The 24373-nt window shown below is 40.2% G+C and carries 29 protein-coding genes and 3 pseudogenes; 7 read left to right on the top strand and 25 right to left on the bottom strand.

Annotation, left to right across the window (positions count from 1 at the left end; all coding sequences use genetic code 11):
- Positions 1–51 precede the first annotated feature (51 nt).
- Positions 52–204 (top strand): hypothetical protein, encoded by a 153-nt coding sequence (locus PN838_RS23255; RefSeq protein ID WP_272182166.1) that lies wholly within the window; start codon positions 52–54, stop codon positions 202–204.
- Between the two features lie 610 nt (positions 205–814).
- On the opposite strand, the gene PN838_RS23250 is transcribed toward PN838_RS23255, so the two are convergent.
- The 5 genes from PN838_RS23250 to PN838_RS23230 form a co-directional block, all read right to left on the bottom strand.
- Entirely contained in the window at positions 815–1447 is a 633-nt protein-coding gene (locus tag PN838_RS23250) for a hypothetical protein (RefSeq protein ID WP_272182165.1), read from the bottom strand.
- A gap of 559 nt (positions 1448–2006) precedes the next feature.
- Positions 2007–3185, bottom strand: a complete 1179-nt coding sequence (locus PN838_RS23245) for a tetratricopeptide repeat protein (RefSeq protein WP_272182164.1) — start codon at positions 3183–3185, stop codon at positions 2007–2009.
- Positions 3176–4126 (bottom strand): tetratricopeptide repeat protein, encoded by a 951-nt coding sequence (locus tag PN838_RS23240; RefSeq protein ID WP_272182163.1) that lies wholly within the window; start codon positions 4124–4126, stop codon positions 3176–3178. The genes PN838_RS23245 and PN838_RS23240 overlap by 10 nt, the downstream gene beginning before the upstream one ends.
- 206 nt (positions 4127–4332) lie before the next feature.
- Positions 4333–4470, bottom strand: a complete 138-nt coding sequence (locus PN838_RS23235; RefSeq protein ID WP_272182162.1) for a hypothetical protein — start codon at positions 4468–4470, stop codon at positions 4333–4335.
- Complete coding sequence (locus PN838_RS23230; RefSeq protein WP_272182161.1) at positions 4461–4664, bottom strand: hypothetical protein; 204 nt, start codon at positions 4662–4664, stop codon at positions 4461–4463. The genes PN838_RS23235 and PN838_RS23230 overlap by 10 nt, the downstream gene beginning before the upstream one ends.
- Before the next feature lie 188 nt (positions 4665–4852).
- Here PN838_RS23230 and PN838_RS23225 point away from each other — a divergent pair, with 188 nt between their 5' ends.
- Entirely contained in the window at positions 4853–5341 is a 489-nt protein-coding gene (locus PN838_RS23225; protein WP_272182160.1) for an adenylate/guanylate cyclase domain-containing protein, read from the top strand.
- A 175-nt stretch (positions 5342–5516) separates the two neighbouring features.
- Here PN838_RS23225 and PN838_RS23220 read toward each other — a convergent pair whose 3' ends face one another.
- The 20 genes and pseudogenes from PN838_RS23220 to PN838_RS23125 all read right to left on the bottom strand — a co-directional run bounded on the left by PN838_RS23220 (position 5517) and on the right by PN838_RS23125 (position 19952).
- Complete coding sequence (locus PN838_RS23220; protein ID WP_272182159.1) at positions 5517–5972, bottom strand: GNAT family N-acetyltransferase; 456 nt, start codon at positions 5970–5972, stop codon at positions 5517–5519.
- A gap of 106 nt (positions 5973–6078) precedes the next feature.
- The gene (locus PN838_RS23215) at positions 6079–6405 is read right to left on the bottom strand and encodes a hypothetical protein (protein ID WP_272182158.1); all 327 of its coding nucleotides are present in this window, start codon (positions 6403–6405) and stop codon (positions 6079–6081) included.
- 215 nt (positions 6406–6620) lie between these two features.
- Positions 6621–7022, bottom strand: coding sequence for a GFA family protein (locus PN838_RS23210; protein WP_272182157.1), 402 nt, complete (start codon positions 7020–7022; stop codon positions 6621–6623).
- Between the two features lie 563 nt (positions 7023–7585).
- On the bottom strand, positions 7586–8197 hold the full coding sequence (gene ureG / locus PN838_RS23205; RefSeq protein ID WP_272182156.1) for an urease accessory protein UreG: 612 nt from the start codon (positions 8195–8197) through the stop codon (positions 7586–7588).
- Between the two features lie 103 nt (positions 8198–8300).
- Positions 8301–8981: an urease accessory protein UreF gene (locus tag PN838_RS23200; protein WP_272182155.1), complete on the bottom strand. Its 681-nt coding sequence runs from the start codon at positions 8979–8981 to the stop codon at positions 8301–8303.
- A 42-nt stretch (positions 8982–9023) separates the two neighbouring features.
- Positions 9024–9514, bottom strand: a pseudogene (ureE, locus tag PN838_RS23195) (urease accessory protein UreE).
- 55 nt (positions 9515–9569) lie between these two features.
- The gene (gene ureC, locus PN838_RS23190) at positions 9570–11273 is read right to left on the bottom strand and encodes an urease subunit alpha (RefSeq protein WP_272182154.1); all 1704 of its coding nucleotides are present in this window, start codon (positions 11271–11273) and stop codon (positions 9570–9572) included.
- A 2-nt stretch (positions 11274–11275) separates the two neighbouring features.
- Positions 11276–11584, bottom strand: coding sequence for an urease subunit beta (locus PN838_RS23185; protein ID WP_272182153.1), 309 nt, complete (start codon positions 11582–11584; stop codon positions 11276–11278).
- A 29-nt stretch (positions 11585–11613) separates the two neighbouring features.
- Positions 11614–11916 carry an urease subunit gamma gene (locus tag PN838_RS23180; RefSeq protein ID WP_272182152.1) on the bottom strand — a complete coding sequence of 101 codons (303 nt, stop codon included), beginning with the start codon at positions 11914–11916 and terminating at the stop codon, positions 11614–11616.
- Between the two features lie 89 nt (positions 11917–12005).
- A pseudogene (locus PN838_RS23175) lies at positions 12006–12842 on the bottom strand (urease accessory protein UreD); the annotation flags it as partial.
- A 286-nt stretch (positions 12843–13128) separates the two neighbouring features.
- Positions 13129–13824, bottom strand: a complete 696-nt coding sequence (gene urtE / locus PN838_RS23170; protein ID WP_272182150.1) for an urea ABC transporter ATP-binding subunit UrtE — start codon at positions 13822–13824, stop codon at positions 13129–13131.
- A complete protein-coding gene (urtD, locus tag PN838_RS23165) occupies positions 13821–14675 on the bottom strand; it encodes an urea ABC transporter ATP-binding protein UrtD (protein WP_272182149.1) in 855 nt (284 codons plus the stop codon). The genes urtE and urtD overlap by 4 nt, the downstream gene beginning before the upstream one ends.
- Positions 14675–15826, bottom strand: a complete 1152-nt coding sequence (gene urtC / locus PN838_RS23160; RefSeq protein ID WP_272182148.1) for an urea ABC transporter permease subunit UrtC — start codon at positions 15824–15826, stop codon at positions 14675–14677. Before urtC ends, urtD begins: the two co-directional genes overlap by 1 nt.
- Before the next feature lie 5 nt (positions 15827–15831).
- Positions 15832–16233, bottom strand: a complete 402-nt coding sequence (locus PN838_RS23155) for an ABC transporter permease subunit (protein ID WP_272182147.1) — start codon at positions 16231–16233, stop codon at positions 15832–15834.
- 2 nt (positions 16234–16235) lie between these two features.
- Entirely contained in the window at positions 16236–16682 is a 447-nt protein-coding gene (locus PN838_RS23150) for an ABC transporter permease subunit (protein WP_272182146.1), read from the bottom strand.
- Positions 16683–16767: 85 nt separating this feature from the next.
- Positions 16768–17328, bottom strand: coding sequence for a hypothetical protein (locus PN838_RS23145; RefSeq protein WP_272182145.1), 561 nt, complete (start codon positions 17326–17328; stop codon positions 16768–16770).
- The gene (locus tag PN838_RS23140; protein ID WP_272182144.1) at positions 17313–17477 is read right to left on the bottom strand and encodes a hypothetical protein; all 165 of its coding nucleotides are present in this window, start codon (positions 17475–17477) and stop codon (positions 17313–17315) included. The genes PN838_RS23145 and PN838_RS23140 overlap by 16 nt, the downstream gene beginning before the upstream one ends.
- Before the next feature lie 184 nt (positions 17478–17661).
- Positions 17662–18945: pseudogene (urtA, locus tag PN838_RS23135) on the bottom strand (urea ABC transporter substrate-binding protein).
- Between the two features lie 55 nt (positions 18946–19000).
- Complete coding sequence (locus tag PN838_RS23130) at positions 19001–19807, bottom strand: outer membrane beta-barrel protein (RefSeq protein WP_272182143.1); 807 nt, start codon at positions 19805–19807, stop codon at positions 19001–19003.
- A complete protein-coding gene (locus PN838_RS23125; protein ID WP_272182142.1) occupies positions 19773–19952 on the bottom strand; it encodes a hypothetical protein in 180 nt (59 codons plus the stop codon). The genes PN838_RS23130 and PN838_RS23125 overlap by 35 nt, the downstream gene beginning before the upstream one ends.
- A 573-nt stretch (positions 19953–20525) precedes the next feature.
- Here PN838_RS23125 and PN838_RS23120 point away from each other — a divergent pair.
- From PN838_RS23120 to PN838_RS23100, 5 genes are read left to right on the top strand one after another with little or no spacing between them, the layout of a single operon-like run.
- Positions 20526–21566 carry a purine-cytosine permease family protein gene (locus tag PN838_RS23120; RefSeq protein WP_272182141.1) on the top strand — a complete coding sequence of 347 codons (1041 nt, stop codon included), beginning with the start codon at positions 20526–20528 and terminating at the stop codon, positions 21564–21566.
- 46 nt (positions 21567–21612) lie between these two features.
- Complete coding sequence (locus PN838_RS23115; RefSeq protein ID WP_272182140.1) at positions 21613–22206, top strand: purine-cytosine permease family protein; 594 nt, start codon at positions 21613–21615, stop codon at positions 22204–22206.
- 8 nt (positions 22207–22214) lie between these two features.
- Positions 22215–23084, top strand: coding sequence for a sensor histidine kinase (locus PN838_RS23110; RefSeq protein ID WP_272182139.1), 870 nt, complete (start codon positions 22215–22217; stop codon positions 23082–23084).
- A 47-nt stretch (positions 23085–23131) separates the two neighbouring features.
- Complete coding sequence (locus PN838_RS23105) at positions 23132–23908, top strand: response regulator (RefSeq protein ID WP_272182138.1); 777 nt, start codon at positions 23132–23134, stop codon at positions 23906–23908.
- Entirely contained in the window at positions 23898–24332 is a 435-nt protein-coding gene (locus PN838_RS23100) for a response regulator (protein WP_272182137.1), read from the top strand. The genes PN838_RS23105 and PN838_RS23100 overlap by 11 nt, the downstream gene beginning before the upstream one ends.
- Positions 24333–24373 lie beyond the last annotated feature (41 nt).

Genomic DNA, 24373 nt, shown 5'->3' with positions numbered 1-24373 from the left:
CAATTAGGTCAAATAGATCAATTTAACAAAATTCACCAACAATGTGAGTCGTTGAAAAACGATCAAATTGACTCTTCTATTAAGTATTTTGAACTCGATTATCTAGCAGCCCGTTTAGCCGCTCTCAATGGTGATCCTAATTCAGCGCTAAGCAACCTTGAGACTGCCATAAAAACGGCTGGCGAGAATGGTGGACCCACATAGACCCATTGTTAGATAGTATTAAAGACGAACCGAAATTTAAGGAACAGATGTTGTTTTTAGAAAATGAGCTTAGTAAGCAACGTCAAGAGGTTCGAGAGTTTTATAAAACGGTAGAATAGCTTTGACCAAAATCAGAGCGCGCTGTCAACACGCCTTTTTGCTAATCGCTTTAGGCCGTTACAAATGATAGGCCATCTCCACAAAAAAGGGCATATTCATAATATATGCCCTTTCAATCGTATGTTATCCAGACCCACAATGACTAAATGTTATTGTTATTCCGCTTGATGCTGCGGCGTCTCAATAATATCCCGAGCCCCCGATTGCAAATAAACTAATTGATGCAGGTGCATTAACATCAACTGGATCAGGTGTCGGTGCGTTCTGATTGCTCGATGGCAAGATACGCAGTGTTTCAAAGTCTGACCAAAAGAAGGTAGGAGTGCTTGCATATTCAAGATAAGGGTTATTTACATAAACATAGTTTGCATCATCTACTTCCCTCGCACTGTTATAGCCACAAATCTCACTGTCAGGTTCTGGGTTATTGTTTAACTATAGGCATTATAAGTTGCATTGTCACTAATTTGAGACATCGCATTAAAGTCATCTACCCAAGTCCCATGGAGTGGGTTATCAATACATAACTCTTGTATTTCAACTTCATCGTCGGTTTTATTTGTGGCGTAGAAAAACTGACCGTCAACTGACGACATACTAACTTCAACGTTAATTTGATAATCCCCGGCAATAAATCTACTGGTGCAGCCATGTTTAACATAACTGACCCAAATTCGATTGCCGCGCCCGGGTCTGACGGGTCTACGAGCGCCGGATCGGTGTTTATTGTGCCAGCAAGGTTATCCCAAGTTTTTCCTTGTCCTATAATATTCCAACTCACATCGTAATTTACTTCTGGGTTATTAAAATAAAGGTTAAAAGCGCCCCACGTAAATAAATCTTCTCCCTGTTCAAACTCCCAAACACAGGGGTCATTAGCTATTATTGCTTGTTGTTCAGCAAGTTCTGTATCATATTCAGCTTGGGTGATGATGTTGTTCTGTAAATCATTTTCAAGCCTATCTATAGCTGCATAGACATCCGCTTCATCAAACCTCGAAAAGCCATTAACGCATTCGGATGGAACGGCGTCTAATCCCTCTGCTCCGCCGCCCCTTGAAACAAACGGAGCGATACTGTCGACAGTTTGGCCGCTATTAATTGCCGTCGTTAAAATACCCACATCATTTAAATATTGGTTATTGACGTAAAAAATGTTTCTGAATAAACATCGGCACGTTCAGCCCTGCCCGAGCTTCTAAATAGTCGTGCCTCTGCGACTTCTACCCACAAAAACATTAGGAGAAAAACAAACAATAAAAGTTTCGGCCGAGCTGTAACTGTCATAATAGCTTCCATTTAATTTATGTTAATTAACGTTAATCAAGGCCTAATGACCTAGTTTACTCATACTGGTTCTTGGCAATGTTTTACCATATTCCTCGAGTGCCACTTTGTATTCAAAATGAAGCCATGTGCACTCAGTACTTTTTATGTATTAAAATTTTATCACAATGCATATTTCAGTCCGCTTGAATATATTGACTAAAATTCAATCAGTTAACTTTTGATGTATTTTACTAAAACTAAATGTGTAAAGTTAACTGACACATTTCACTACAAATATTGTTGTAACAATTGGTCTAAACGAACTTGTTCTTTTCGCGCGGTTAACGGGTGTTGGCTAATGCGGCGTTGGGCGAGTTTGGTTTGATCAGTTCTAAACAAAACCTCAAAGTAATTCACCAATACATCATCTGGTAAACTCCCTGCACTAGATTATACGCCTCAGTATAATGTGCTAATGCTTCATCAAGTTTGTCTAATCTAAGCGCTATTTCTCCAATTGTATCTAATACGTCTATGTTTTTAGGTCGGATCTGCAACGCGTTTAACGCAAATTGATAGGCTTCTTCAAGCTGTTTATCTTCTAAAAGTAAGTAGGCAATATTATTAAGTGCTACAAAATTATCTGGTTGAAGAATAAGGGTTTTGCGGAAATAACGAATCGCTTCCTCATTGTCTACGCCAGTTTGTAACTGCGCATAATATAAAGTATTGATGATGTCTTTTGGGTGTCTTTTAAGATGTTCTTTCAAAAAGCGTAAGGGCTTTAAGGCATTCACTTTATCGTTGTGTGATATGACCTTAAAATGAGCTGCGACCATAAAACCGGCGTTTTGTGGAGTTGGGTTTGCTTCATAAGCAAAGGTAATGTTTTCCAATGCTTCTGATGCTTTCCCTTGATGAAACAACAACTGCCCTTTTATTCCTTTCACAAAAGGTAATTTCTTTATGCTATCGGTTAACGTGGCGTAATATGTTTCGGCTTGCTCAAATTGTTGCATTTGCGTAAGCAGTTGTAAGTACATTAATCGTATCTCTAAATTACGACCGCCAAGTTCATATAGATACCGCTGGCTAAGTTGCAACGCGCTTTCGAGCTCCCCTTTTGTTTGCAATACCTGCAGCAGCCCAATTATTGTCTGCGGGTTATTTGGACTGGCAAGATACCATGTCTCATATAGCTGCATTGTTTTGTCGTATTGTTGATTTGCTGAATAAGCCATCGCTAAATGTCGCCAATAAGACTCTGGTTTATCTGACTTTATCTGCTCAAACAACTTTATAGCCTTCTCAGCTTGTCCTTCAAATAATTGAATTTTTGCCAGCGTAATCACAAGTTGTTTGTGGTTTTTATTGTCATTAATTCTGGCTTGCAGATGATTGACCATTTTGTCAGGTAGGTTGAGTTGTTTGCTCAACGTATAATATTGGATAATCGCCGGGATAAAATCAGGGTGCTGATTAATAATCGATTGCACTTTGTTTAACGCCGATTCTGCGACACTTCTGCTATTAAGTTGTACCGAATTGACGACCGCTAATTGAATTGCTGGGTTATCTGGTGTTATGTCCAATGCGCGCTGATAGGCTTGCTTAGCTTCGTTAAACTTTTTTGCTTTTGATAAATTTTGGCACGAAGCAAAAACTGATGTTGCCTTAGTTTATTGTTATTTTGCCATTCATCGGCAAGCAAAAGTGCTTTGTCATAGTGCCTATTATTAAGGTATGCCTGCGCCAAAGTGAGTTGCAATTGTTCCGCTGTATGTTCATTTCCTTCAAACTCAAGCTTTGCCACCGCATTCTCCAAATCCAGCAGACCGCTTACGTCTCTGAGGGACAACTTAAGTAAACCAACATTAGTTAGCGATTTTGGTGAGACGATATTGTCTGGTTGTTTATCCAATATTGTTTTTACTTTATTAATCTCACCTTGCTTAAGCAGCGCTTGACCAATTTTGGAAAGCAAGCCCGAATCCTCATCAGACAGTGTTTTAAATTGGCTCGCCGTATCGTTCGCATCGAGTGACATCCCTAAATAAAGTTGGCTGTCAGCTAACAATCGTAAAGCCGGATGTTCAATTGGTAAAAAACCAGCAATGAGACTGAGGTGTCGATGGGCGTTTTCTTTATCGCCATTGAAATAGGCACTGATCCCCGCAATAAGGCGAGCCGATGTATCTTCAGTATCAAGTGTTATTGCTTGTTCTGCATAATCATATGCAATTGAGTAGTCTTTATCGTTTAAACGAGCTGCTGCTTTCAGTTGCAATAATAATGCGACATTAGAATATTTATTTAGCAAGTCATCTACAATGGGCTCAGCTTGATTGGGTAAATTAAAATCACTGTAAAGTCGTGCTAGCGTCAGTTTAACTTCGTCTGCGTCCGGATAAACATCGATATATTGTTGATAGACAGCGACCCCCTGTGCAACTTCCTGTAGGTTTAGGTGCAGTTGCGCCTTAAGTAACAAGGCGTCTTTCTGATTCGGGTAGGTTTCAAGGACTTGCTCCAAATGTAAATTTGCACCTTGTAAATTATTACTGAGCACAAGATCGTAAGCTAACGCTAATTGACCATATTCATTTGAATTTGGCAGGCGCTTTATTTCATTAATTAATGTAAATGCCTTGTTATGTTGCCCAACCCGAACATAACTTTGTAATTGATAAAATGTCAGTTGCGCTAATTGCTTAGGCTTTAATCCCTTAGTAAATTTACTCAGTGAAAATAAGGATTTATCGTCCCCATTCGTTGATACAAAACCGACAGTAGTGGCACTACTTGTTCATTTGGGTGGTTGTAATCTAATGCCCGCTTAAACTCTTTTTCTGCCAGAGTTAATTGCCCTAACGCCAAATAAGCTTGTCCGAGTAAAAATCGCGGTTCTCCTTTTGGGGAGACTGACGCACTGCATTTTTAAACTCGATTACGGCAATAGCATATTTATTTTGTGCCATCGCAGCATTACCAAGTGCAAGGTAATTTTTGTCGGTATTACGGTCACACCCTGATAGGCAGATCAGTAACAGTGCAATAAACAGTAATCGCATATACACTCAATTTTTAATAAATGGTTACGGAAATTCACTTTGCTTATATAGTAGCCAATGATGACAGTGTTCGCTATACATAGGTGATCTATGAACATTGTGGTATTTGTAAAATTTCAATTGATAACACCTGATACAACAAAAGACGTGCTATCTTTTAACTACAGGAATATTAAAGTGATATCTATATGAATATAATTGAACACCCGAGACTCTATAGATTACTCACATCGATGGGCGATTTAAGTCCCAGAGAATGCGGTGATATAGAAGAAGATTTATGGGCTATGTTTGGTCAAGACGCTACCGTGTTAGTCACTGACATGTCTCATTTTTCAAAAGTAACGCAGCAGCACGGTATCATTTACTACCTTGCGATGATCAAGCGTATGCAAGATGCCATAGCCTTGTCAGTCGCTAAACATAAAGGGCTGGTCATAAAATTTGTTGCGGACAATTCATTTTCAAAATTTGAAGACGTCGACTCTGCGCTTGCCTGTATAAAAGAAATAAACCATAAAATGAAGGCAGAAAATGCTAAAACCCCAGATATATGGGATATCGAACTTTGTTCAGGCATTGACTGCGGAAAAATACTAAATATCAATAACGCAGATATGTTTGGCGACCCAGTTAATGTCGCAAGTAAGCTTGGAGAAGACACTGCAAAACCCTAGGATGTACTTGTCACTGACCGAGCGAAAAATCAATCGTCGGACAAATTTCAATTTTCTGGTAAATTTGTCGCTGAAAAAGGCATTTCGATTGACACTTGGTATTTATCACCTTAGCCATTTATAAGCTAATTAGTCCACCAAAGTGGCAAACACGGTTGTTTTTAAAAGCTTTTTATTACAGAAATTTAGTCATAAACATACTGTAAGGATCTTCGATATATTGCCCAAAAGGCGGACATTGTTTAAACCCAAATCGAAGGTAAAGCTGTTGAGCCGGTATAAATGCTTCCGCCGTGCCCGTTTCTAAACTTAACTGTTTGTATGACCGTTGATTGGCTTCGTGGATAAGATGAGTTAATAGTTTTTGAGCCATACCTTGCCTTAAAAAATCAGTCGATGTGCGCATCGACTTGATTTCACCGTGTTCTTTATTGAGCTCTTTTAGTGCGCCAATCCCCGCCAGTTTATTGTCTATCCATAAACTCCAAAAGGTTACGTCCTTTGCTTTTAATCCGCTGATATCCAACGCATGGACACTTTCAGGTGGCGAGTGAACTAACATGTCGCCGTGGTGTTCTTGTAACAATGCAATAACGTCTTTATGTTCTAACCCACCGACTCGTATTTCCATATCGACCAATACCTTACAGATTGTAAATAGCTGACATTAGGTCCGGTTTTGAAAACTGTTTTCGGACATTTATTACAGCAGTTAGTTTTAGGAACAGACTTGATTGCTACGATGATTTACAGGTCGCCATGTCTTTAGACAACTCAGTAATATACTGACCATTTTTACCATGGTAGCGATAAACCATAATAACGCCTAGACCAATAAAACTCTCTAACCCTTTATTCGCGCATAAAGTATTAATTACGGCTTCTTGAATAATTGGGTTTAATAACGTGACATCTAATTGTGCCGCCGTGTAATTAACCATAGTATTATTGTAAATAATGAAGTTTCTAAATGTGGCAGCTGAATCTAGCCTGGTTTCTGTATCAAGTAATTTTGGCCCTTCAGCATTTATTTCCAAAACGGCCTGAGTAAGTTCTTGAGACAACGATCTTTCTTGTGGTGTCTGCGCAGCACTGCTAACAAATGATGAAGTGAAGGCCATCAGCAATAACGTATTTTTAGTTTCATTTGGTGGATCATCCTTTCGTTTGTCGTGGGAGTTTAACAGCCCTTTCGACTTTTCTGTTTTCTTACATCATTAACCAATTTATAAATTTTATCGAACCTTAATCTACGGGATATAACTTATTGTCTCCATATTTACGATTCAAACTGTTCTGACTGCGGCAAATTATCGGTAATGTCATACCAAGGCGCTTTATTACCAACAAATACATGGCGCGTTGGTTTAACATTTGGGTCAGTATCTAACGTACCAAGTGGAAACCCCAAAATTTCAGGGTTTGAATCAAATTTAGTAAACAAGCTAGAGCCACATTCAGCGCAAAAACCTTTGTGCTCACCGGGTGAAGACTCATAAAACTTAATAAACTGCTCACCTATAATCGTCGTCCAGCTTTCAGTCTTTATTTTTGCCCGAGTACGAAATGCAGAAGCATGTAATTTACGGCACATACTGCAATGACAATTTAAAACGTCGTCAAACTCACCGTCTATTTCGTATTGGACTTTATTGCACAGGCAACTTCCTTTGTTTATCACGATTCACTCCAATTACTAGCTTTATTTTAATAATGAAAATCATCTTCACTAGGGTCAATACTAATTCATTACTTTTAACCATCGAGTTTATATTAGTAACAAATCCATTACCTATAGTACAAGTTTTTTTGGGCTATAGGCTAAGGTAAGGCGTTATTTTTGAAACGAAGGTGAACTTGGATAAGAAGTAAAAATGGGAGTTAAGTTCCCACCTAAACTGTGACGTAACTTTTAATCGTTACGTGCTTCAATTACGGTGGGGCTTATGTTCTCAAATTATGTTGTAAACTACTGACTTACATTTTTTAGGTTGTTTTGATTTGGCTTTATGCCATTTAACTCCAGCTGCTACAACCGCAACAACAAGCAGTAACAATACTGCGTGGACTAGATTGTGTACCACACCATCACCCAATAAATGATCGTCATGGGCCTGAGATTGAAAACTTAAAAAAGTACAATGATTAACGTTAAATATTTCATAATCTTCCTCTAAAAATAATAATAATTTTGCTGGGCCAAGCTAGACAATAGTAAATCTGCTTAACCGGTAATAATGTTGGTTAAACCTTTAACATGCCTTCGGTTTCGATGAACCTAATGATTTCATCGAGTCCCTGTTTTGTCTTCATATTACTGAAGATAAATGGTTTATCACCGCGCATTCGTTTGGTATCACGATCCATAACATCAAGGGACGCCCCGACTAAGTCAGCTACGTCAATTTTGTTTATAATAAGTAAATCTGACTTTGTAATACCTGGACCACCTTTACGCGGTATTTTATCTCCCGCTGAAACATCAATAACATAAAGCGTTAAATCAGATAATTCAGGGCTAAATGTAGCGCTTAAATTATCTCCGCCACTTTCAACCAAGACAAAATCAAGGTTAGGATGGCGTTCTTGTAACTCATCAATCGCGGCTAAGTTCATTGAAGCATCTTCACGAATAGCGGTATGCGGGCAACCACCGGTTTCTACTCCCATAATTCTGTCGGCTGCCAAAGCGTCATTTTTAGTTAAAAACTCCGCATCTTCTTTTGTATAAATATCATTGGTCACCACAGCCATATTGTATTTATCGCGAAGCGTAAAACACAATTGTCTTAATAAAGCTGTTTTTCCTGACCCTACAGGGCCACCCACACCAATTCGTAATACTTGTTTTTTCATATTAATTTTAACTCTACTAATTTATTTAATGATTTTTACTTACGTTAAATCACTTATTTAACGTTATAAATTTTTCTTTATTTTTCAGTCGTTCAGCTTATATTTAGGAGCGAAACAACCTTGAATATTGGCTTTCGTGCCATGCACTTGCCATCGCTAAATGCGGTAGACTTGCACCGATTTCATCATCTTGCAATTCATTGGCTAAGGTTAAACTGGGCGTAATACGACTAGTTAATTCAAACAGTAAGTTTTGGGCCTGAGTTTGTCCCAATGGGACTAATTTGGTTGCCGCTGCCACTTGATTGTCGATAATTGTCCAGCAATAACCGCTTTGTGCCGAAAAACAATCAATGTCAAAAAGAAATGCGCATAAGGCAAAAGCACTGACAAAGCTTAAATCCTTAACTGCAAAGAGTGGCTGATAAATGTCACTATCTACGCCATCCAATTGCCTAATCAGTCTGACTAATGCCTTCCCCATCGCCGCATCTGCAAACAATAATTCTTGGCTTTCTCGACACGCAATTAAGTGTTGGTTCCAGTAAATAAACCGTTGAAAATCTTGGTCTGACAATGCTGAAAATAACCGTTTTAAAATGGCTAAATCGGTTCTTGCAATAGACTCTTGCAAGTTGAGTTCGATCCAACTTGCGGTACTTTCGACATTATTAACCCATGATTTTTCTACCGCAAATTCCAACCCCTGTGAAAATGAAAATCCACCAACGGGTAAATTTGCACTGCACAGCTGTAACAAGCGATTAAGTTTAATCGCATCCATGGCACTGCTTTTTTCGCCACAATATCATCGATGCTTTTTGCTTTAGTGACCATGAGAATGTCCGTGTTTTTCTCCATGTTCGTGGCTGTCATGAGAATGCCCATGACCACCTTTGCCATAGGCGCCGTTTTCTGGTTCGAAAATAGCTGGGGTGTTATTAATTGTCAGGCCATATTTGACCGCTAATTCTTCCAACACATGATCAGGTTTAAAACGGACCCATAACTCGCCAATCTGCAACACAGTATGGCGGTTACCTAAGTGATAACAAACCTTAGAAAACGTTAACCAATCTGTTGCTATGGCTGTTGACACCGGCTCAGCTTGCCCTTTTATTTCAACGAGCTTGCCACATTGAGTTTTTAATACCTCACCGACTAAAAGTGGGTGTCCACGTTCCATAAAAATACCGATCTCAGCGCCACCATCGGTTTTGCCTTTTATCCGAGCTTTTTACGAGTGTCCTGATCTAATGTAATCGAATCGGTTATTTCATCATGGGTATGATCAAGTCGATCGTATGCTAATAACATCTTATTTATATTTCCTAAATTTTTGCGTTTATTGTCGATATCAATTGAAAGTGAGTTAAAACAGACAATAACGCTGGGCCAAAGGCAATTCAGTTGCTGGTTCACAGGTAAGCAATTCACCGTTTGCTCGCACTTCATAGGTTTGCGCATCAACTTCAATCTTAGGTTGCCAGCTATTGTGGATCATATCGTCTTTACCGATACTGCGAGTGTTTTTACACACGCCAACCATACGTGTCATGCCTATTTTTTCAGGTACACCTAAGTCCACTGACGCCTGCGACATAAAAGTCATACAGGTTTTAGCTGGGGCTTGGCCGAAACTTCCAAACATTGGTCGATAATAAACAGGTTGTGGCGTTGGTATAGAAGCATTTGCATCGCCCATTGGCGCAGCTGCAATAAAACCAGACTTTAAGATCATTGATGGCTTAATGCCAAAAAATGCCGGTTTCCAAAGTACTAAATCAGCTAATTTTCCTACTTCAATTGACCCAACTTCATGACTTATGCCATGACTTATTGCGGGATTAATAGTGTACTTGGCGATATAACGCTTTAACCGAAAGTTATCGTTGCGGTCTGTATCTGGCGCTAATGGCCCACGTTGTTGTTTCATTTTGTGGGCCGTTTGCCATGTCCGCGTGATCATTTCACCTACACGCCCCATAGCCTGTGAATCTGAGGCGATCATGCTGATAGCGCCTAAGTCGTGCATGATATCCTCGGCAGCAATACTTTCTTTTCTGATCCGCGAATCCGCGAAGGCGATATCTTCAGGGATAGATGGATCTAAGTGATGACAAACCATGAGCATATCTAAATGTTCGTCAATGGTATTAACCGTATATGGTCGTGTTGGGTTTGTTGATGATGGTAAAACATTGGCTTCGCCACAGGCTCGAATAATGTCAGGCGAGTGCCCACCACCAGCTCCTTCTGTATGATACGTATGAATGGTGCGGCCTTTAAATGCGCCCAATGTATCTTCGACAAATCCAGATTCATTTAACGTATCCGTATGTATCGCAATCTGTACGTCGTATTCATCAGCAACGCTTAAACAGTTATCTATCGCTGCTGGTGTTGTCCCCCAATCTTCATGCAGTTTTAAACCACATACCCCTGCTTCGATCTGCTCTTCTAACGCCTGAGGTAAACTGGCATTGCCTTTCCCTAAAAAGCCAAAATTCATCGCAAAATCATTTGTGGCTTGCAACATTTTATAGATGTTCCAAGGCCCAGGAGTACATGTCGTAGCGTTTGTTCCGGTCGCAGGACCGGTGCCACCACCTATCATAGTAGTAACGCCAGACATTAGCGCTTCTTCAATTTGCTGTGGACAGATAAAGTGAATGTGTGCATCGATTCCACCCGCCGTTAATATCTGACCTTCACCAGCAATAACTTCGGTTCCTGCGCCAACTTCTATATCGATATTATCTTGAATATCTGGGTTACCGGCTTTGCCAATAATTGCAATGCGGCCATCTTTAATACCAACATCAGCTTTGACAATTCCCCAGTGATCTAAGATCAAGGCATTTGTAATGACTAAGTCGACGGTATCTTTACATGATGCTTGGCTTTGGCCCATGCCATCACGGATAACTTTACCGCCCCCAAATTTCACTTCTTCACCGTATTCGGTAAAGTCTTTTTCGACCTCTAACCATAAATCCGTGTCAGCAAGTCGTACTCGGTCGCCAACGGTTGGTCCAAACATATGCGCGTATGCGTGTTTATCAATATTCGCCATAATTATAAATCTCCTTGCACTTCACCACGAAAGCCAAATACTTTACGTTTTCCCTGATAGGCGACTAATGTGACTTCGCGTTCTTGTCCGGGTTCAAAACGCACGGCAGTGCCTGATGTAATATCTAATCGAAATCCTTTTGTGCTCTCTCTGTCAAATGTTAAAGCAGGGTTAACTTCATAAAAATGATAATGCGACCCAATCTGAATTGGGCGGTCTCCTGAGTTAGCTACCGCTACGTTAATTTTTTCACGCCCAACATTTAATTCATGTACACCATGATCTGTTTTTATTTCACCGGGGATAAACATTTGCTTGCTCCATAAGATTTGTAGACACGTTAAACAATTGGATTGTGGACAGTCACAAGTTTGGTACCATCTGGAAAAGTAGCTTCAACTTGTACATCTGGGATCAGCTCTGAAATACCATCCATAACCTGATCTCGCGTTAATAAAGTACGACCATAATCCATCAGTTCAGCGACAGTTCTGCCGTCTCGTGCACCTTCAATTATTTCCATTGATATGTACGCCATCGCTTCTGGATAATTTAACTTTACCCCTCTTTTTAAACGACGTTCAGCCAATAAAGCCGCAGTGAAAATTAACAGCTTATCTTTTTCTCTTGGTAATAAATCCATAATATTCTCGATTCTAACGTTTAATACTATTCACTATTAATTCAATTTTTTAATAGCTTACAAATAACCCTATGAGTTATTTTTGTTGATTAAGTATGCCAAATACGCGGCATGGTCGCTGATTTGTCGGCATACAACGGGCGTAAAATTTTCCATAAGATGACAAATAAACGCTTACATTGTTCTGCGTGTTCACCCAAATACCGGATCACTAACAATTGCCTAATTTGGGTAATACTGACTAATTCTTCACTTTGTTCCGCTTTTAACACGTCTCTAAGTTGTTCAATAAGGATAACTCGGCATTGTTCATCAACTTTTGAAAAGGGTGCATGGGCCAAAAATGTGGCAAAAACATTATGTTTATTTAACCCAGCGACATGTTGATGAATATTGTTATCCGGCGTAATCGCAATGCGATCATGGTAAATAAGAGTGTCATCACAAAAGACTTTATTTAATTGGGTGTAGCGCCCATGAACAAACATTTGATCTGACTTTGGCAGCCCTAGACATGTAATGTCCCAACCGAGATAAATACTATCGCCGGCAAGGTGAATATCCACCGTATTAAATCCATCGGCCCCCTCATAAACTATGGTTTCTAACGGGAAATTTTCGCACCTAGCAAGAGGTTTAAGATTAATAGAGGTGATCTGAATTTGTTTAGAGTCTCCAATCGTTAAGTCTTTCCGTGCGCGATAAAATCGATTTGCCCTTAGTGTTGTAATCAACGCATGGGCGTGTTCATTTATGTCGATTTTTATACGCAGCTCATCACCTGATACGATACCTGCGGGCGGGTGCAATAAGTAGATATGTGCGCATTCACGGCCGTCAGGATAAAATGCTTTTTGTACGTTAAGAGGACCTCGTCGCTTGGTACGAGTTAATTGAGTGCCGCTAGGTGTTGCACTAAACTCGAGACTTAAATCGGCAAGTCAGGCGTTTTTAGACACCAAGGTTTTACACAGGTTTGCCGTATTTCTATCACTTGTATGCAATGACTGAAGTTCAGGTTTTGTGATGGCATTTATGGTCATATTTATTATCGTTAAGTTGCGATTAACCCTGTTGAGTTGTATGATTTTATTATGGTTTGTTGTGCCATGCCTTAAAAGCGAAACATCTAACTATTAATTTCTAACATATAAAACACGGCACATTTGTCCTATTCGACTGACAACATTACGCGAAAACACACAATGTTGGTTAAACGGCCAAATACTTGCCAACCAACTCGTCTGTAAGTTGCGTCATAGGCCCAGTAGAAATCACCTGTCCTTTTTCCATTAGAACAAACTCTTCACCAACGGCTCTGGCAAATGGTAACTTTTGCTCAACCAGCACGATCGTCATGCCATGCTCTTTATTTAGTTTCAACAGCACATCACGTATCAACTGCACGATGTTAGGTTGGATCCCTTCATTAGGTTCATCTAAAATAAGTATGCTTGGGTTTAGTACTAATGCACGAGCTATGGCAAGTTGTTGCTGTTGGCCGCCAGACAAATCGCCGCCTCTGCGGTGTAACATCTCTTTTAAAACAGGAAATAGCTCGTAAATATATTCAGGTATTGTTTTACTTTTTTGACGTTTGCAGTTCAAACTGATCTTTAAATTTTCTTCAACGGTTAATTGCGGGAAAATATGTCGGCCCTGAGGGACATAGCCCACACCGATTTCAGGTCTAAGTTCAACAGTACTTTTTTCCATTGATAAGTCGTTAATCGTTAAACTGCCAGAACTAATCGGTAACATGCCCATAATAACCTTTAGTAATGTGGTTTTACCTACGCCATTACGACCCATGATGCAGGTACGGGAGCCTTTTTTAATCGACAAGTTTAAGTCCCATAATATCTGGGTTCCGCCGTATTTTTGATCAACCGCATTTAATTTAATCATGCGTATTCTCCTGACTTTTCACTTTTGTCATCTGTTATTTCGTCACCTGTCTCTTCGCCAAGGTAAACCTTAATAACTTCAGGATTAGATTGAATTTCAGACATACTGCCCTCGGCTAACACAGACCCTTGATGTAATACTGTTACTTTACGAGCGATGGAGCGAACAAACGCCATATCATGTTCAACGACAACAACAGAATGTTTTCCCGCAAGCGACGTTAATAACTCAGCTGTGCGTTCAGTTTCTTGACCCGTCATTCCCGCTACAGGTTCATCTACGAGCAATACTCTAGGTTCTGCGGCGAGTAACATACCGATTTCTAACCACTGTTTTTGTCCATGGGATAATCGCCCAGCAGGGTAAAAAGCTTCTGGGGTTAAACCAATAGTATGCAAAATCTCACCAATGCGGTCTTTTTGCTCACCAGTTAATTTACTAAATAGCGAAGTCCAAATGCCTTTGTCACCCGCTAGACTCAATTCGATATTTTCAAAAACGGTAAGTGCTTCAAATACGGTTGGCTTTTGAAATTTTCGGCCGATTCCAGCTTGAGCAATTTCAGACTCATCAAGTTCGAGTAAGTTAACTTGCTGACCAAAGTTTACTGAACCTTTGTCTGGTCTAATTTTGCCAGTAATAACATCCATTAAAGTTGTTTTACCGGCACCATTTGCCCCAATTAAACAACGTAATTCACCGTCATTAATGTATAAATTAAGATCATTTAGTGCCTTAAATCCGTCAAAACTGACACTGACATCTTCAACATACAAAATGACCCCGTGTCGTGTATCTGGCTTTATATTTTTTGTTGCGGTTAACGCAGAGCCGTGTTTATCAACAATCATTATTTCACCTCCGCTTTAGCGGCTACAGCAGCTTTATTATTTCTAAATATTGATAATTTTTCGTAGACACTTGGCAACATACCTGCAATACCCTTAGGTAATAACAACGTGACTAATACAAATAGTCCACCGAGTGCAAATAACCAAGCTTCTGGCATGATGGCGGTAAATCGGGTTTTAGCGTAACTCACAACGATGGCGCCAATGATTGCACCATATAAAGTATTTCGTCCGCCAATTGCGACCCAGATAACCATCTCAATGGAGTTTAATGGAGAGAATTCACTAGGGTTAATAATCCCCACCTGCGGCACGTATAACGCCCCTGCAACACCGGCTAACATGGCCGATACAACAAAGATCCACACTTTGTAATACTCAGGCTTAAATCCAACAAAACGTACGCGGCTTTCTGCGTCCCGAGTGGCCGTTATCACTCGACCCATTTTAGATTTAACAATGTAATCACTCACCCAATAACCCAACCCTAAAGCTATGGCTGTAGCGACAAATAGCCCTAATTTAGTTTTTGGATCCTGCAGTGAAAATCCTAGGATTTCTTTAAAGTCGGTTAATCCGTTGTTGCCACCAAATCCCATCTCGTTTCTAAAAAACGCCAGCATCAAGGCATATGTCATCGCCTGGGTCATTATAGAAAGGTAAACTCCACTCACTCGAGAACGGAACGCCAACATACCAAATACGTAAGCAAGCAAACCTGGGCCAATAAACACCATAGCGACCATCCAAAACACACTGCTTGAGCCTGCCCAATACCAAGGTAATTCACTCCAATTTAAAAACACCATAAAGTCAGGTAACTCTGGATTTCCATAGACGCCTCGGTCACCAATTTGACGCATTAGATACATGCCCATAGCATAACCACCTAGGCTGAAAAATGCCCCGTGCCCCAAACTTAAAATACCGCAATATCCCCATACAAGGTCCACTGCTAAAGCCAACAAAGCGTAACAAAGATACTTACCAAACAAGCTCACGGTATAGTCACTAACGTGTAACATGCTGCCTTCCTGAAAAAACAAGTTACAGATGCTGACATATAGCGTCGCCAGAAATAGTGTGCCAACCACAACATGCAGTTGCGTTAGCTTTTCAAATAATGGTTTAAACGATATAGAAGAGTTCATAATAATTAATCCGCAGAGCGACCTTTTTGAGGAAATAACCCTTTAGGTCGTTTTTGAATAAACAACACTAAGCCTACCAACACAATAATATTGGCTAATACTGAACCGGTTATCGGTTCTAAAAACTTATTGATCGAACCCAGCGACATAGCCGCAACTAGTGTCCCCCATAAATTTCCAACACCGCCAAATACCACAACAAGAAATGAATCAATAATATAAGCCTGCCCGAGGTTTGGACCGACATTTGTTAATTGACTCAACACAACGCCTGCAATTCCTGCAATGCCTGAACCTAACCCAAATGTAATTGCATCTACCCAATCACTTTTAATACTTAACGCTCGAGCCATTTCTCGATTTTGTGAAACCGCACGCACATGCAATCCAAGCGAAGATTTTTTCAATATTAATAAAAGTGCAAAAACACCATTAACGAAAAAATAATGATGTATAAACGGTTAAACGTTAGTGAGAACACAGGGTTAATTTCCCACGACCCAGTCATCCAATCTGGTGCCTGAACCTGACGGTTTAGTGGTGAGAATATGGTTCTGACAAGTTGTTGCAAAATGAGTGAAATACCAAATGTTGCTAGTAGCGTTTCCAGTGGACGGCCTTTTAAGTGGCGAATAACCCCACGTTCGATTATGATGCCCACTAAACCAGAGACTAAAAATGCCGCAGGAATAGCCATTAACAGGGAGTATTCGATTAATTGTGGAAATGCTTGTTGAATAACATAAGTTGTATACGCGCCCAACATCATCATCTCGCCGTGCGCCATATTAATTACGCCCATAACACCAAATGTAATTGCAAGACCAATAGCAGCAAGCAACAGGACTGAACCCAAACTTAATCCAAAAAGATATTTTCGATAAATGAATATAGGCCACGTCGGTCTTCAATAGAGGTAATAACTTTATTTAAACTTTGTGCTAAGGCCAGTTGTTCTGGGGTTTTACCTTTTTCGGAAGTGCGTTTAACATTGTCACCATAGTGTTTTTTATAGCGGGTTCTAGATTGTCAGACAAACGCTTTATCGCCGCCATTTTTTGGGCGTGTTCACCATTTTTGAGTTGGTTGATCATTAAAATGACATTCATCAACTCAAGGACATCATCGTCTTGCTCTTGACTTAGAAGCTCTTTAATTGCTTGTAAACCCGCCTCTGACGGATTGTCCAGTAACTGCTTAACGGCTTGAATTCGAACCGCTTTATTAGAGTTCGTTAAATCAATACGCGCTATCGCACTTCGTATTTTACTGCGCAGTGAATTATTAGTTCTTACTTTCTTAATGGCTGACTTACTAACAGCGTCCATCGCCACATTAGTCAGTGCATCAGTTAATTGATAAGCCTCTTCCTGATTTTTAACAGCAAATACAACTTGCTTTGACGCTTTAACATAATAAAGATCTCCATTGAGTAAAAATTCTAGAATTTCACGCGTTTTATCACTTGGGATCGCAGCAATACTACTTACCAATTCCGGCATTTTTCGTAGTTTTGTTTGGGGAATTGTTGAATTAACGCGGCTAATGCAGGATCTATACTTGGGCTTATCTCATCTGCAACAACAGTCGCTTGTGCAATCGTTTGCCAAGACATAAAACAGCAAAACAACACAGAAATCATTCTAATCATTGTTTTTTCCTTATTTACAAAAAACTCGGTATTAAAAATCAGTAACCGTAATAAACAAGAATCCGAGCTATTACATAGTGGGTACGTGTTCATGTAGTCTCAAAAAGAAAGATAGGGAACCATAACCCTATCTTTCAAAGTCAATATCTAGTTCACATGAAAACCGATATTGACGTACTGCTTATTAAAAGCTTTGACCGGAGCATTTAGCCGTTTTTACATCAAAGTTGCCGCACGAAACTGGGGCAGTCCAATCTGAAATTAGGTTTTTAGAACTCGGTAGGAAATCAGACCATGCATCACCAATTACGGTATCAGGAGTTTCCCATACAACTTCAAATTGACCGTCTTCTTGAATTTCACCAATCAATACAGGTTTAGATAAATGATGATTTGAGTTCATAACTGCGGTACCGCCAGTTAAGTTAGGTACTGCCACACCGATTAACGCTTGCTCGACAGCATCTACGTCAGTTGTACCAACTTTCTCAACCGCTTTTGCCCACATTTTAAAACCGATATAAGTTGCTTCCATTGGGTCATTTGTTACACGTTTGTCATCACCAATATATTTTTTCCAGTTAGCAATAAATTCGCTGTTCGCTTCACTTTCAACGCTTTGGAAGTAGTTCCAAGCAGCTAAGTGACCAACTAATGGTTTAGTATCAAAACCAGAAAGCTCTTCTTCACCAACAGAGAAGGCTACAACAGGAATGTCTTCTGCAGAGATGCCCTAGTTGCCAAGTTCTTTGTAAAATGGAATGTTAGCATCGCCATTGATTGTTGAAACCACGGCTGTTTTTTTACCGGCAGAACCAAACTTTTTGATATCTGAAACAATGCCCTGCCAATCTGAATGACCAAATGGTGTGTAATTCACCATGATGTCAGATTCTTTCACACCTTTAGAAAGCAAATATTCTTTGAGGATCTTGTTTGTGGTACGTGGGTAAACATAGTCGGTACCCGCTAAAACCCATCGCGTTGCACCAATGTCATTCATTAAATAATCGACAGCCGGTATGGCTTGTTGGTTAGGCGCTGCGCCTGTATAAAATACGTTTTTAGAAGATTCTTCACCTTCGTATTGAACTGGATAAAACAATAAACCGTTTAATTCTTCGATGACCGGTAATACTGATTTACGAGAAACTGATGTCCAACAACCGAATATTACGTCAACTTTTTCTTTCGCTAACAGCTCACGTGTTTTTTCAGCAAATAATGGCCAGTTTGACGCGGGGTCAACAACGACAGGCTCCAATTTTTTGCCAAGCAAACCGCCTTTTTTATTTTGTTCTTCAATCATCATTAAAACCGTATCTTTTAATGTTGTTTCAGAAATCGCCATAGTGCCCGACAATGAATGTAAAACACCGACTTTAATTGTATCTGCCGCAGTAGCAATGTTAGAGAGTAGGCTACTCGCAACAATTGAACTTGCTAATAATAGCTTTTTAAATTTCATGATTTTTCCCTTCAAATTTTTTAATTTTATTTTTAATTTATGTACTGAATATTCTTTAGAACGTAACTAACGCCTCAACCGCAATGCTGTTTGAATCCGAACTGTTGATTTCTTCCATACGGTATTCAAACACCATAAGTAGGTTGTCGTTTACCGCAACACTTGGCGAAATCGTAAAGCCACTCGCTTCTTCATACGTTGCGCCAGTCGCGTCTTCGATGTCCCATGCATGGTAACGAACCGTTAAACCAAACGTATCAAAAGCGTAATTACCCATAAGTAAAAAGCCTGACGCTTCTGAATCAACGCCTGCGGCAGCATAAGCAGGGGCATTTTCAGACATGTTGTATTCAGCAGCTACCGTTAAAGGTCCTTTGCCATAACTTGCCCATAAGTTGACTAAAGTAGTTTCATCTTCAAATGAGTAAAAACCTTTTACTGTTATCTCGTCGGTAGGCATGATTGCGACCATTGTTTCTACGCCAACCGTTGAAGAATCAGTTTCAAGTGGTCCTGCAAGGTCGTTGACTAATGAAACCGCTACGGCAAACCCGTCGCCGCTATACATCCCCGAAACACCTTGCTGGTAATAACCATAAAAATATGGTGCGTAACCCGCTCCTGAATATTGGAACAAGCCAGTCGGCTCTTCAGTTTCCCAACCGCTATAACTTAAAAAGCGACCCGCTTTAACGGTGAAACCATCGTTTACTGCGTAAGTTATAAACGCTTGTTCAACGTCGACACCTTCAGCATTATTTTGGTATTCAACATCAACAACGGCTTTTAACTTGTTGCCAAAATCATATGCGATATCGATTTCAACCTTAGTCAACGCCAAAAACACTGTCGGAATCGTCATCGTTATCGGTGTAAAGTGCTGACATATCAACAAAACCGTTGACCGTTAATTGCTTCTCTTCCGCTGCGTTTGCATTCGAAGCAGCTCCCAACGAAAGCAACAACGTTGCTGCTACAGGTGTTAATCTCGTAAGTAGTTTTTTCATGTTACATTCCTCTTTAAGGGTTTATGTGTTTGGGCATGCTAGTGATGTTTAAGTTGATGCCTGTAAACACCTAGCTAATTTCAACTGGAATTAGTATCTCTGCTTTCGTCTATAGAAAACATGCGCAATAGCGCGATATCGACTACGCATAATTACGCATATTTTACTCGGCGTTATTTTTGTAAGATGAAATACCATCTCGGATGTTTTGCAATATTTCAGCTTCTGCCCTCCAAAAAGAGCACAAAAATGTCGTCAAATCCTAAATGGGTTATCGCGATTCACAACTGGTCATAAAATTGGGTGTTGATGGCGAACACTGGTGTTAAACCGGGCGTGTGGTATTGGAATATCTCGTTAGAGATAATAAAAACTATCTGATTACAAAAAGTGATTAATGATTGTGCTAGTGACACAAAACATCATGGTAAAATGCAGTTTATTGGAGGTCAGGTATTGCGCTACGTCACTGCTAGATTAATCAGCTAAGAGCCATCACACTGATAAACGCCTAAAGTACATAGGTTTTAGTTACCTAAATATAACTTTATAAAAAGAATAAAAGCGTAAACAATGCAAAAAGGCCAAAAGATACTCTCGACACGAAGAACGTATAATAAGCTAGTCGCCAATGAAATGATGGAGGACTTTGCCCTGCGTTTTACCGCTAAACGTGCCCGTATATGGTCGTTAAATCGCATAGCAGTTACAGCACTTGGCATTGTCTCTTTTTTAGTACTCGAAGCCATTGGCGGCGCAATTACCTTAAACTTTGGCTTTGAAAACTCGGCATGGGCCATTTTGGCGCTTATCTTTGTGGTGTTTCTAACGGGTTTGCCAATTAGCTACTACGCAGCGAAATACGGAGTCGACATAGATTTATTGAGCCGCGGCGCTGGTTTTGGTTATATCGGTTCGACCATCGCATCTCTTGTTTATGCTTCGTTCACCTTTATCTTTTTTGCCCTTGAAGCGGCGATAATGTCGATGGCTCTGCAACTGCTTTTTGGCTTACCGCTGGCGATTGGTTACATAATTAGTGCATTAGTGGTTATTCCGCTAGTGACCCATGGTATTGCGTATATCAGCCGCTTTCAGGTGTGGAGTCAACCGGTTTGGATCATTCTACAAGTTATCCCTCTTTATTTTGTTTTTAGTCACCCCGATGGCCAATTGTCTGCTTGGTATGAATTTACCGGTAACGCTGGTGAACAGGGGCAATCCTTTAATCTCTTGCTATTTGGTGCAGCGTCTGCGGTGTTGTTATCCCTTGTTGCGCAAATTGGGGAACAAGTTGATATATTGCGTTTTTTACCGGAAAAACCAAAAGAAAAACAATGGCTCTGGTGGTTTGCTTTAATTAGTGCCGGTCCTAGCTGGATAATATTTGGGGCATTAAAACTGTTTCTTGGGTCGTTTTTAGCTTATTTTGCTTTAACGCAGGGAGTCGCGCCAGATTTAGCCGATGATCCTGCACATATGTATAACTTGGCTTTTAGTTTAGCGTTTGACAACCCACAACTAAGCGTCATTGTTGCCTGCTGTTTTGTCGTTATTTCGCAACTAAAAATTAATGTCGCTAATGCCTACGCAGGTTCACTTGCCTTAGTCTAACTTTTTTCACGGGTTACCCATACCCACCTAGTGCCGTGTTGTATGGTTGTTCTTTAATGTCGCAATTGCCTTATTATTGATGGAACTAGGTATCTACCAAACTATTGAAAGCATGTTAGCGGTATATTCCGTTCTGGTGCTCGCTTGGTTAAGTTCTCTTGTTGCCGATTTAATTATTAACAAACCGCTGGGCATTAGTCCTAAACATATCGAATTTAAACGTTCGCATTTATTTGACATCAACCCTGTTGGGGTTGGCTCAATGTTCATTGCAAGTTTTGTCGGGTTTACCAGTCATTTTGGTTGGTATGGTGAAACGGCAAAAGCGTTAGCTTCGTTTACGGCGTGTGGTTTACCATTTATTACTGTGCCGCTCATTGGCTACCTAACCAAAGGTAAATATTATTTAGTCGACGCAAATAAACCAGAATACAAAGCCCCTACATTTTGTTATATCTGCGAAAATACCTTTGACCAAGAAGACATAACTTACTGCCCCGCCTATAAAAACCTATTTGTTCCCTGTGTTGCTCGTTGGACGTTCGCTGCGGTGATCAGTGCCGTCCAAACGCGACACTCGCACAACAATCTCAACACTTTTTTAACCGTTTTTTGTCGGCTAGGTTGCTGCGAATTTTAACAACCCCAATGGCGCAGTTTGTTGGCGTTACACTAACGTTAAGTCTCATTGGCGCTGGCATACTCTTTTTGATCTACTTGCAAGTCCCCTTGAACGACCCGACAATTAAAACGTTGTTTTCCCATACCTTAATCAAAATATTCTTTTTGCTACTCATTATTATTGGTGTTGTAAGCTGGTTCTTTATTTTGGCACGAAGCGCTAACCGCTCAGCCGTCAAAGAACTGCGGTCTCAAACACTAGCGTTAGCTAAAGAAGTTGACGCCCATAAAAATACCTCCCATGAATTAGAAGATGCCAAAAATGTTGCAGAGTCGGCAAACCAAGCTAAAAGTAGATATTTGGCAGCCCTTAGTCACGAGCTAAGAACCCCTTTGAATGTCCTTTTGGGTTATGCGCAATTGCTGAGTCAGGATGAAGCCATTCCAAAGCGACAGCGCGATACACTGCATATCGTTAAACGAAATGGCGATCACCTTGCGGATCTAATAGAAGGTTTATTGGAAATATCAAAAATTGAAGCCGGTCGACTAACATTGCACCGTGACGAATTTAACCTTAAAGTCATTTTACAGCAACTTGTTGATATGTTTCAGATGCAAGCCAAAAGTAAAAACATCGAATTTTACTACGAGACATGCGTAAACCTGCCAGACTATGTTGCAACCGATAAACAACGCTTTAGACAAGTGCTAATTAACCTTATTTCAAATGCAATAAAATACACAGAAAAAGGCTCGGTCACGCTACAAATAACGTACCGCAATGAGGTCATACACTTCAGTGTGATTGATACTGGCATCGGGATTGCGCAAAAAGACCAAGAGACAATTTTTAAACCATTTGAGCAGATACGAACCCCCATACTCAATCAATAGGTGGCACAGGATTAGGTTTAACCATATCCAGATCGTTGACCCACTTGATGGGTGGTGAAATAACCCTAGAAAGCCAAATTGGTAAAGGCTCTACGTTTAACGTTAAGTTGATGTTGCCAAAAATTCACCGCGAAACCCAGTCTCCAGAAAGCCACAACAAAAAAGTTGTCGGTTACAATGGTTCGGTCAAAACCATCTTAGTGGTTGATGACGACGTAAATCAGCAACAGCTAATGTCGGATTTATTATTACCTATCAATTTTAAGGTATTACTCGCCTCTAATGCCGCTGATGGTTTAAAAATATTGCATACAAATCATGTTGATTTAATGATATTAGATGTGCGAATGCCAAATATGGACGGCTGGCAAATGATCAAACTCATTCGGGAACAACATTTTGCCATGCCAGTGATTATGGTATCGGCCAACGCTCGGGACAATGAATTTACGTATTCTGCCGAGGGATATCACAATGATTATCTCGCTAAACCGGTAAACCTAAATACCTTGTTAAGTCGAATTGGCGAACTTCTCGGACTCGGCTGGCAATTTCCAATAACTTCAAATGAGAATGACGCTGACGATAATGACAAAGTCACGGTTTCCAAAACCCCAAAACATTCGATAAAAAACGAACAGTATCAACAACTTATTGCACTTGCTGAAATTGGTTATTTATCGGGATTCCAAAATACGTTTGACGACATAAATGAAAGTTTTGCCATACCTGAAGATGTTGCGATCCAATTAAAAAGTTATATCGAACATTGTAATTTTCCCGCTATCATTCAATACCTAACAGAGATGTGTCATGAAGAATAATTTGCAGGAAGTCGTTTTAGTTGTTGATGACTCTCCGGAATCATTAGGAATGTTAAATGTAACCTTAAATACCCAAGGTTACACGGCCCTTGTTGCACTTAACGGTATTCAAGCCCTGTCTATAGTCGAAAAAATTGCACCGGATGTGATCCTACTCGACGCTGTCATGCCTGAGATGGATGGCTTTGAAACGTGCAAAAGATTGAAGCAAATGCTTCCAAATACCCCAATCATATTCATGACTGGCTTAACTGACGTGGAAGATATTGTTAAAGGGTTTGAAGCCGGCGGCATTGATTACGTTACAAAACCCATTTCTCCGGATGAAGTTATCATTCGAATTAAAACCCATATTCAAACAGCAAAACTAGCTCTAAGTGCACAAGATGCACTTGACCATGCAGGCAATAACGTTTTTGTGTGAGTAACGAAGGGCGATTGTCGTGGGCTACGCCTCATGTACAT

The organism is Psychrosphaera algicola, from assembly GCF_028401425.1.
GTDB lineage: Bacteria > Pseudomonadota > Gammaproteobacteria > Enterobacterales > Alteromonadaceae > Psychrosphaera > Psychrosphaera algicola.
This window is presented reverse-complemented; position numbering and strand designations above follow the sequence as displayed.

Coding starts and splice junctions, on each gene's coding strand:
- PN838_RS23105 (WP_272182138.1), top strand. CDS start 23,132: ATGGGTGGTGAAATAACCCTAGAAAGCCAAATTGGTAAAGGCTCTACG.
- PN838_RS23125 (WP_272182142.1), bottom strand. CDS start 19,952: ATGAAAAAACTACTTACGAGATTAACACCTGTAGCAGCAACGTTGTTG.
- urtC (WP_272182148.1), bottom strand. CDS start 15,826: ATGAACTCTTCTATATCGTTTAAACCATTATTTGAAAAGCTAACGCAA.
- PN838_RS23180 (WP_272182152.1), bottom strand. CDS start 11,916: ATGGATTTATTACCAAGAGAAAAAGATAAGCTGTTAATTTTCACTGCG.
- PN838_RS23120 (WP_272182141.1), top strand. CDS start 20,526: ATGCAAAAAGGCCAAAAGATACTCTCGACACGAAGAACGTATAATAAG.
- PN838_RS23220 (WP_272182159.1), bottom strand. CDS start 5,972: ATGGAAATACGAGTCGGTGGGTTAGAACATAAAGACGTTATTGCATTG.
- PN838_RS23110 (WP_272182139.1), top strand. CDS start 22,215: ATGGCGCAGTTTGTTGGCGTTACACTAACGTTAAGTCTCATTGGCGCT.
- PN838_RS23145 (WP_272182145.1), bottom strand. CDS start 17,328: ATGCCGGAATTGGTAAGTAGTATTGCTGCGATCCCAAGTGATAAAACG.
- urtE (WP_272182150.1), bottom strand. CDS start 13,824: ATGATTAAATTAAATGCGGTTGATCAAAAATACGGCGGAACCCAGATA.
- ureG (WP_272182156.1), bottom strand. CDS start 8,197: ATGAAAAAACAAGTATTACGAATTGGTGTGGGTGGCCCTGTAGGGTCA.
- PN838_RS23100 (WP_272182137.1), top strand. CDS start 23,898: ATGAAGAATAATTTGCAGGAAGTCGTTTTAGTTGTTGATGACTCTCCG.
- PN838_RS23225 (WP_272182160.1), top strand. CDS start 4,853: ATGAATATAATTGAACACCCGAGACTCTATAGATTACTCACATCGATG.
- PN838_RS23130 (WP_272182143.1), bottom strand. CDS start 19,807: ATGACGATTCCGACAGTGTTTTTGGCGTTGACTAAGGTTGAAATCGAT.
- ureC (WP_272182154.1), bottom strand. CDS start 11,273: ATGGCGAATATTGATAAACACGCATACGCGCATATGTTTGGACCAACC.
- PN838_RS23185 (WP_272182153.1), bottom strand. CDS start 11,584: ATGTTTATCCCCGGTGAAATAAAAACAGATCATGGTGTACATGAATTA.
- PN838_RS23230 (WP_272182161.1), bottom strand. CDS start 4,664: ATGCGATTACTGTTTATTGCACTGTTACTGATCTGCCTATCAGGGTGT.
- urtD (WP_272182149.1), bottom strand. CDS start 14,675: ATGATTGTTGATAAACACGGCTCTGCGTTAACCGCAACAAAAAATATA.
- PN838_RS23200 (WP_272182155.1), bottom strand. CDS start 8,981: ATGGATGCGATTAAACTTAATCGCTTGTTACAGCTGTGCAGTGCAAAT.
- PN838_RS23140 (WP_272182144.1), bottom strand. CDS start 17,477: ATGATTAGAATGATTTCTGTGTTGTTTTGCTGTTTTATGTCTTGGCAA.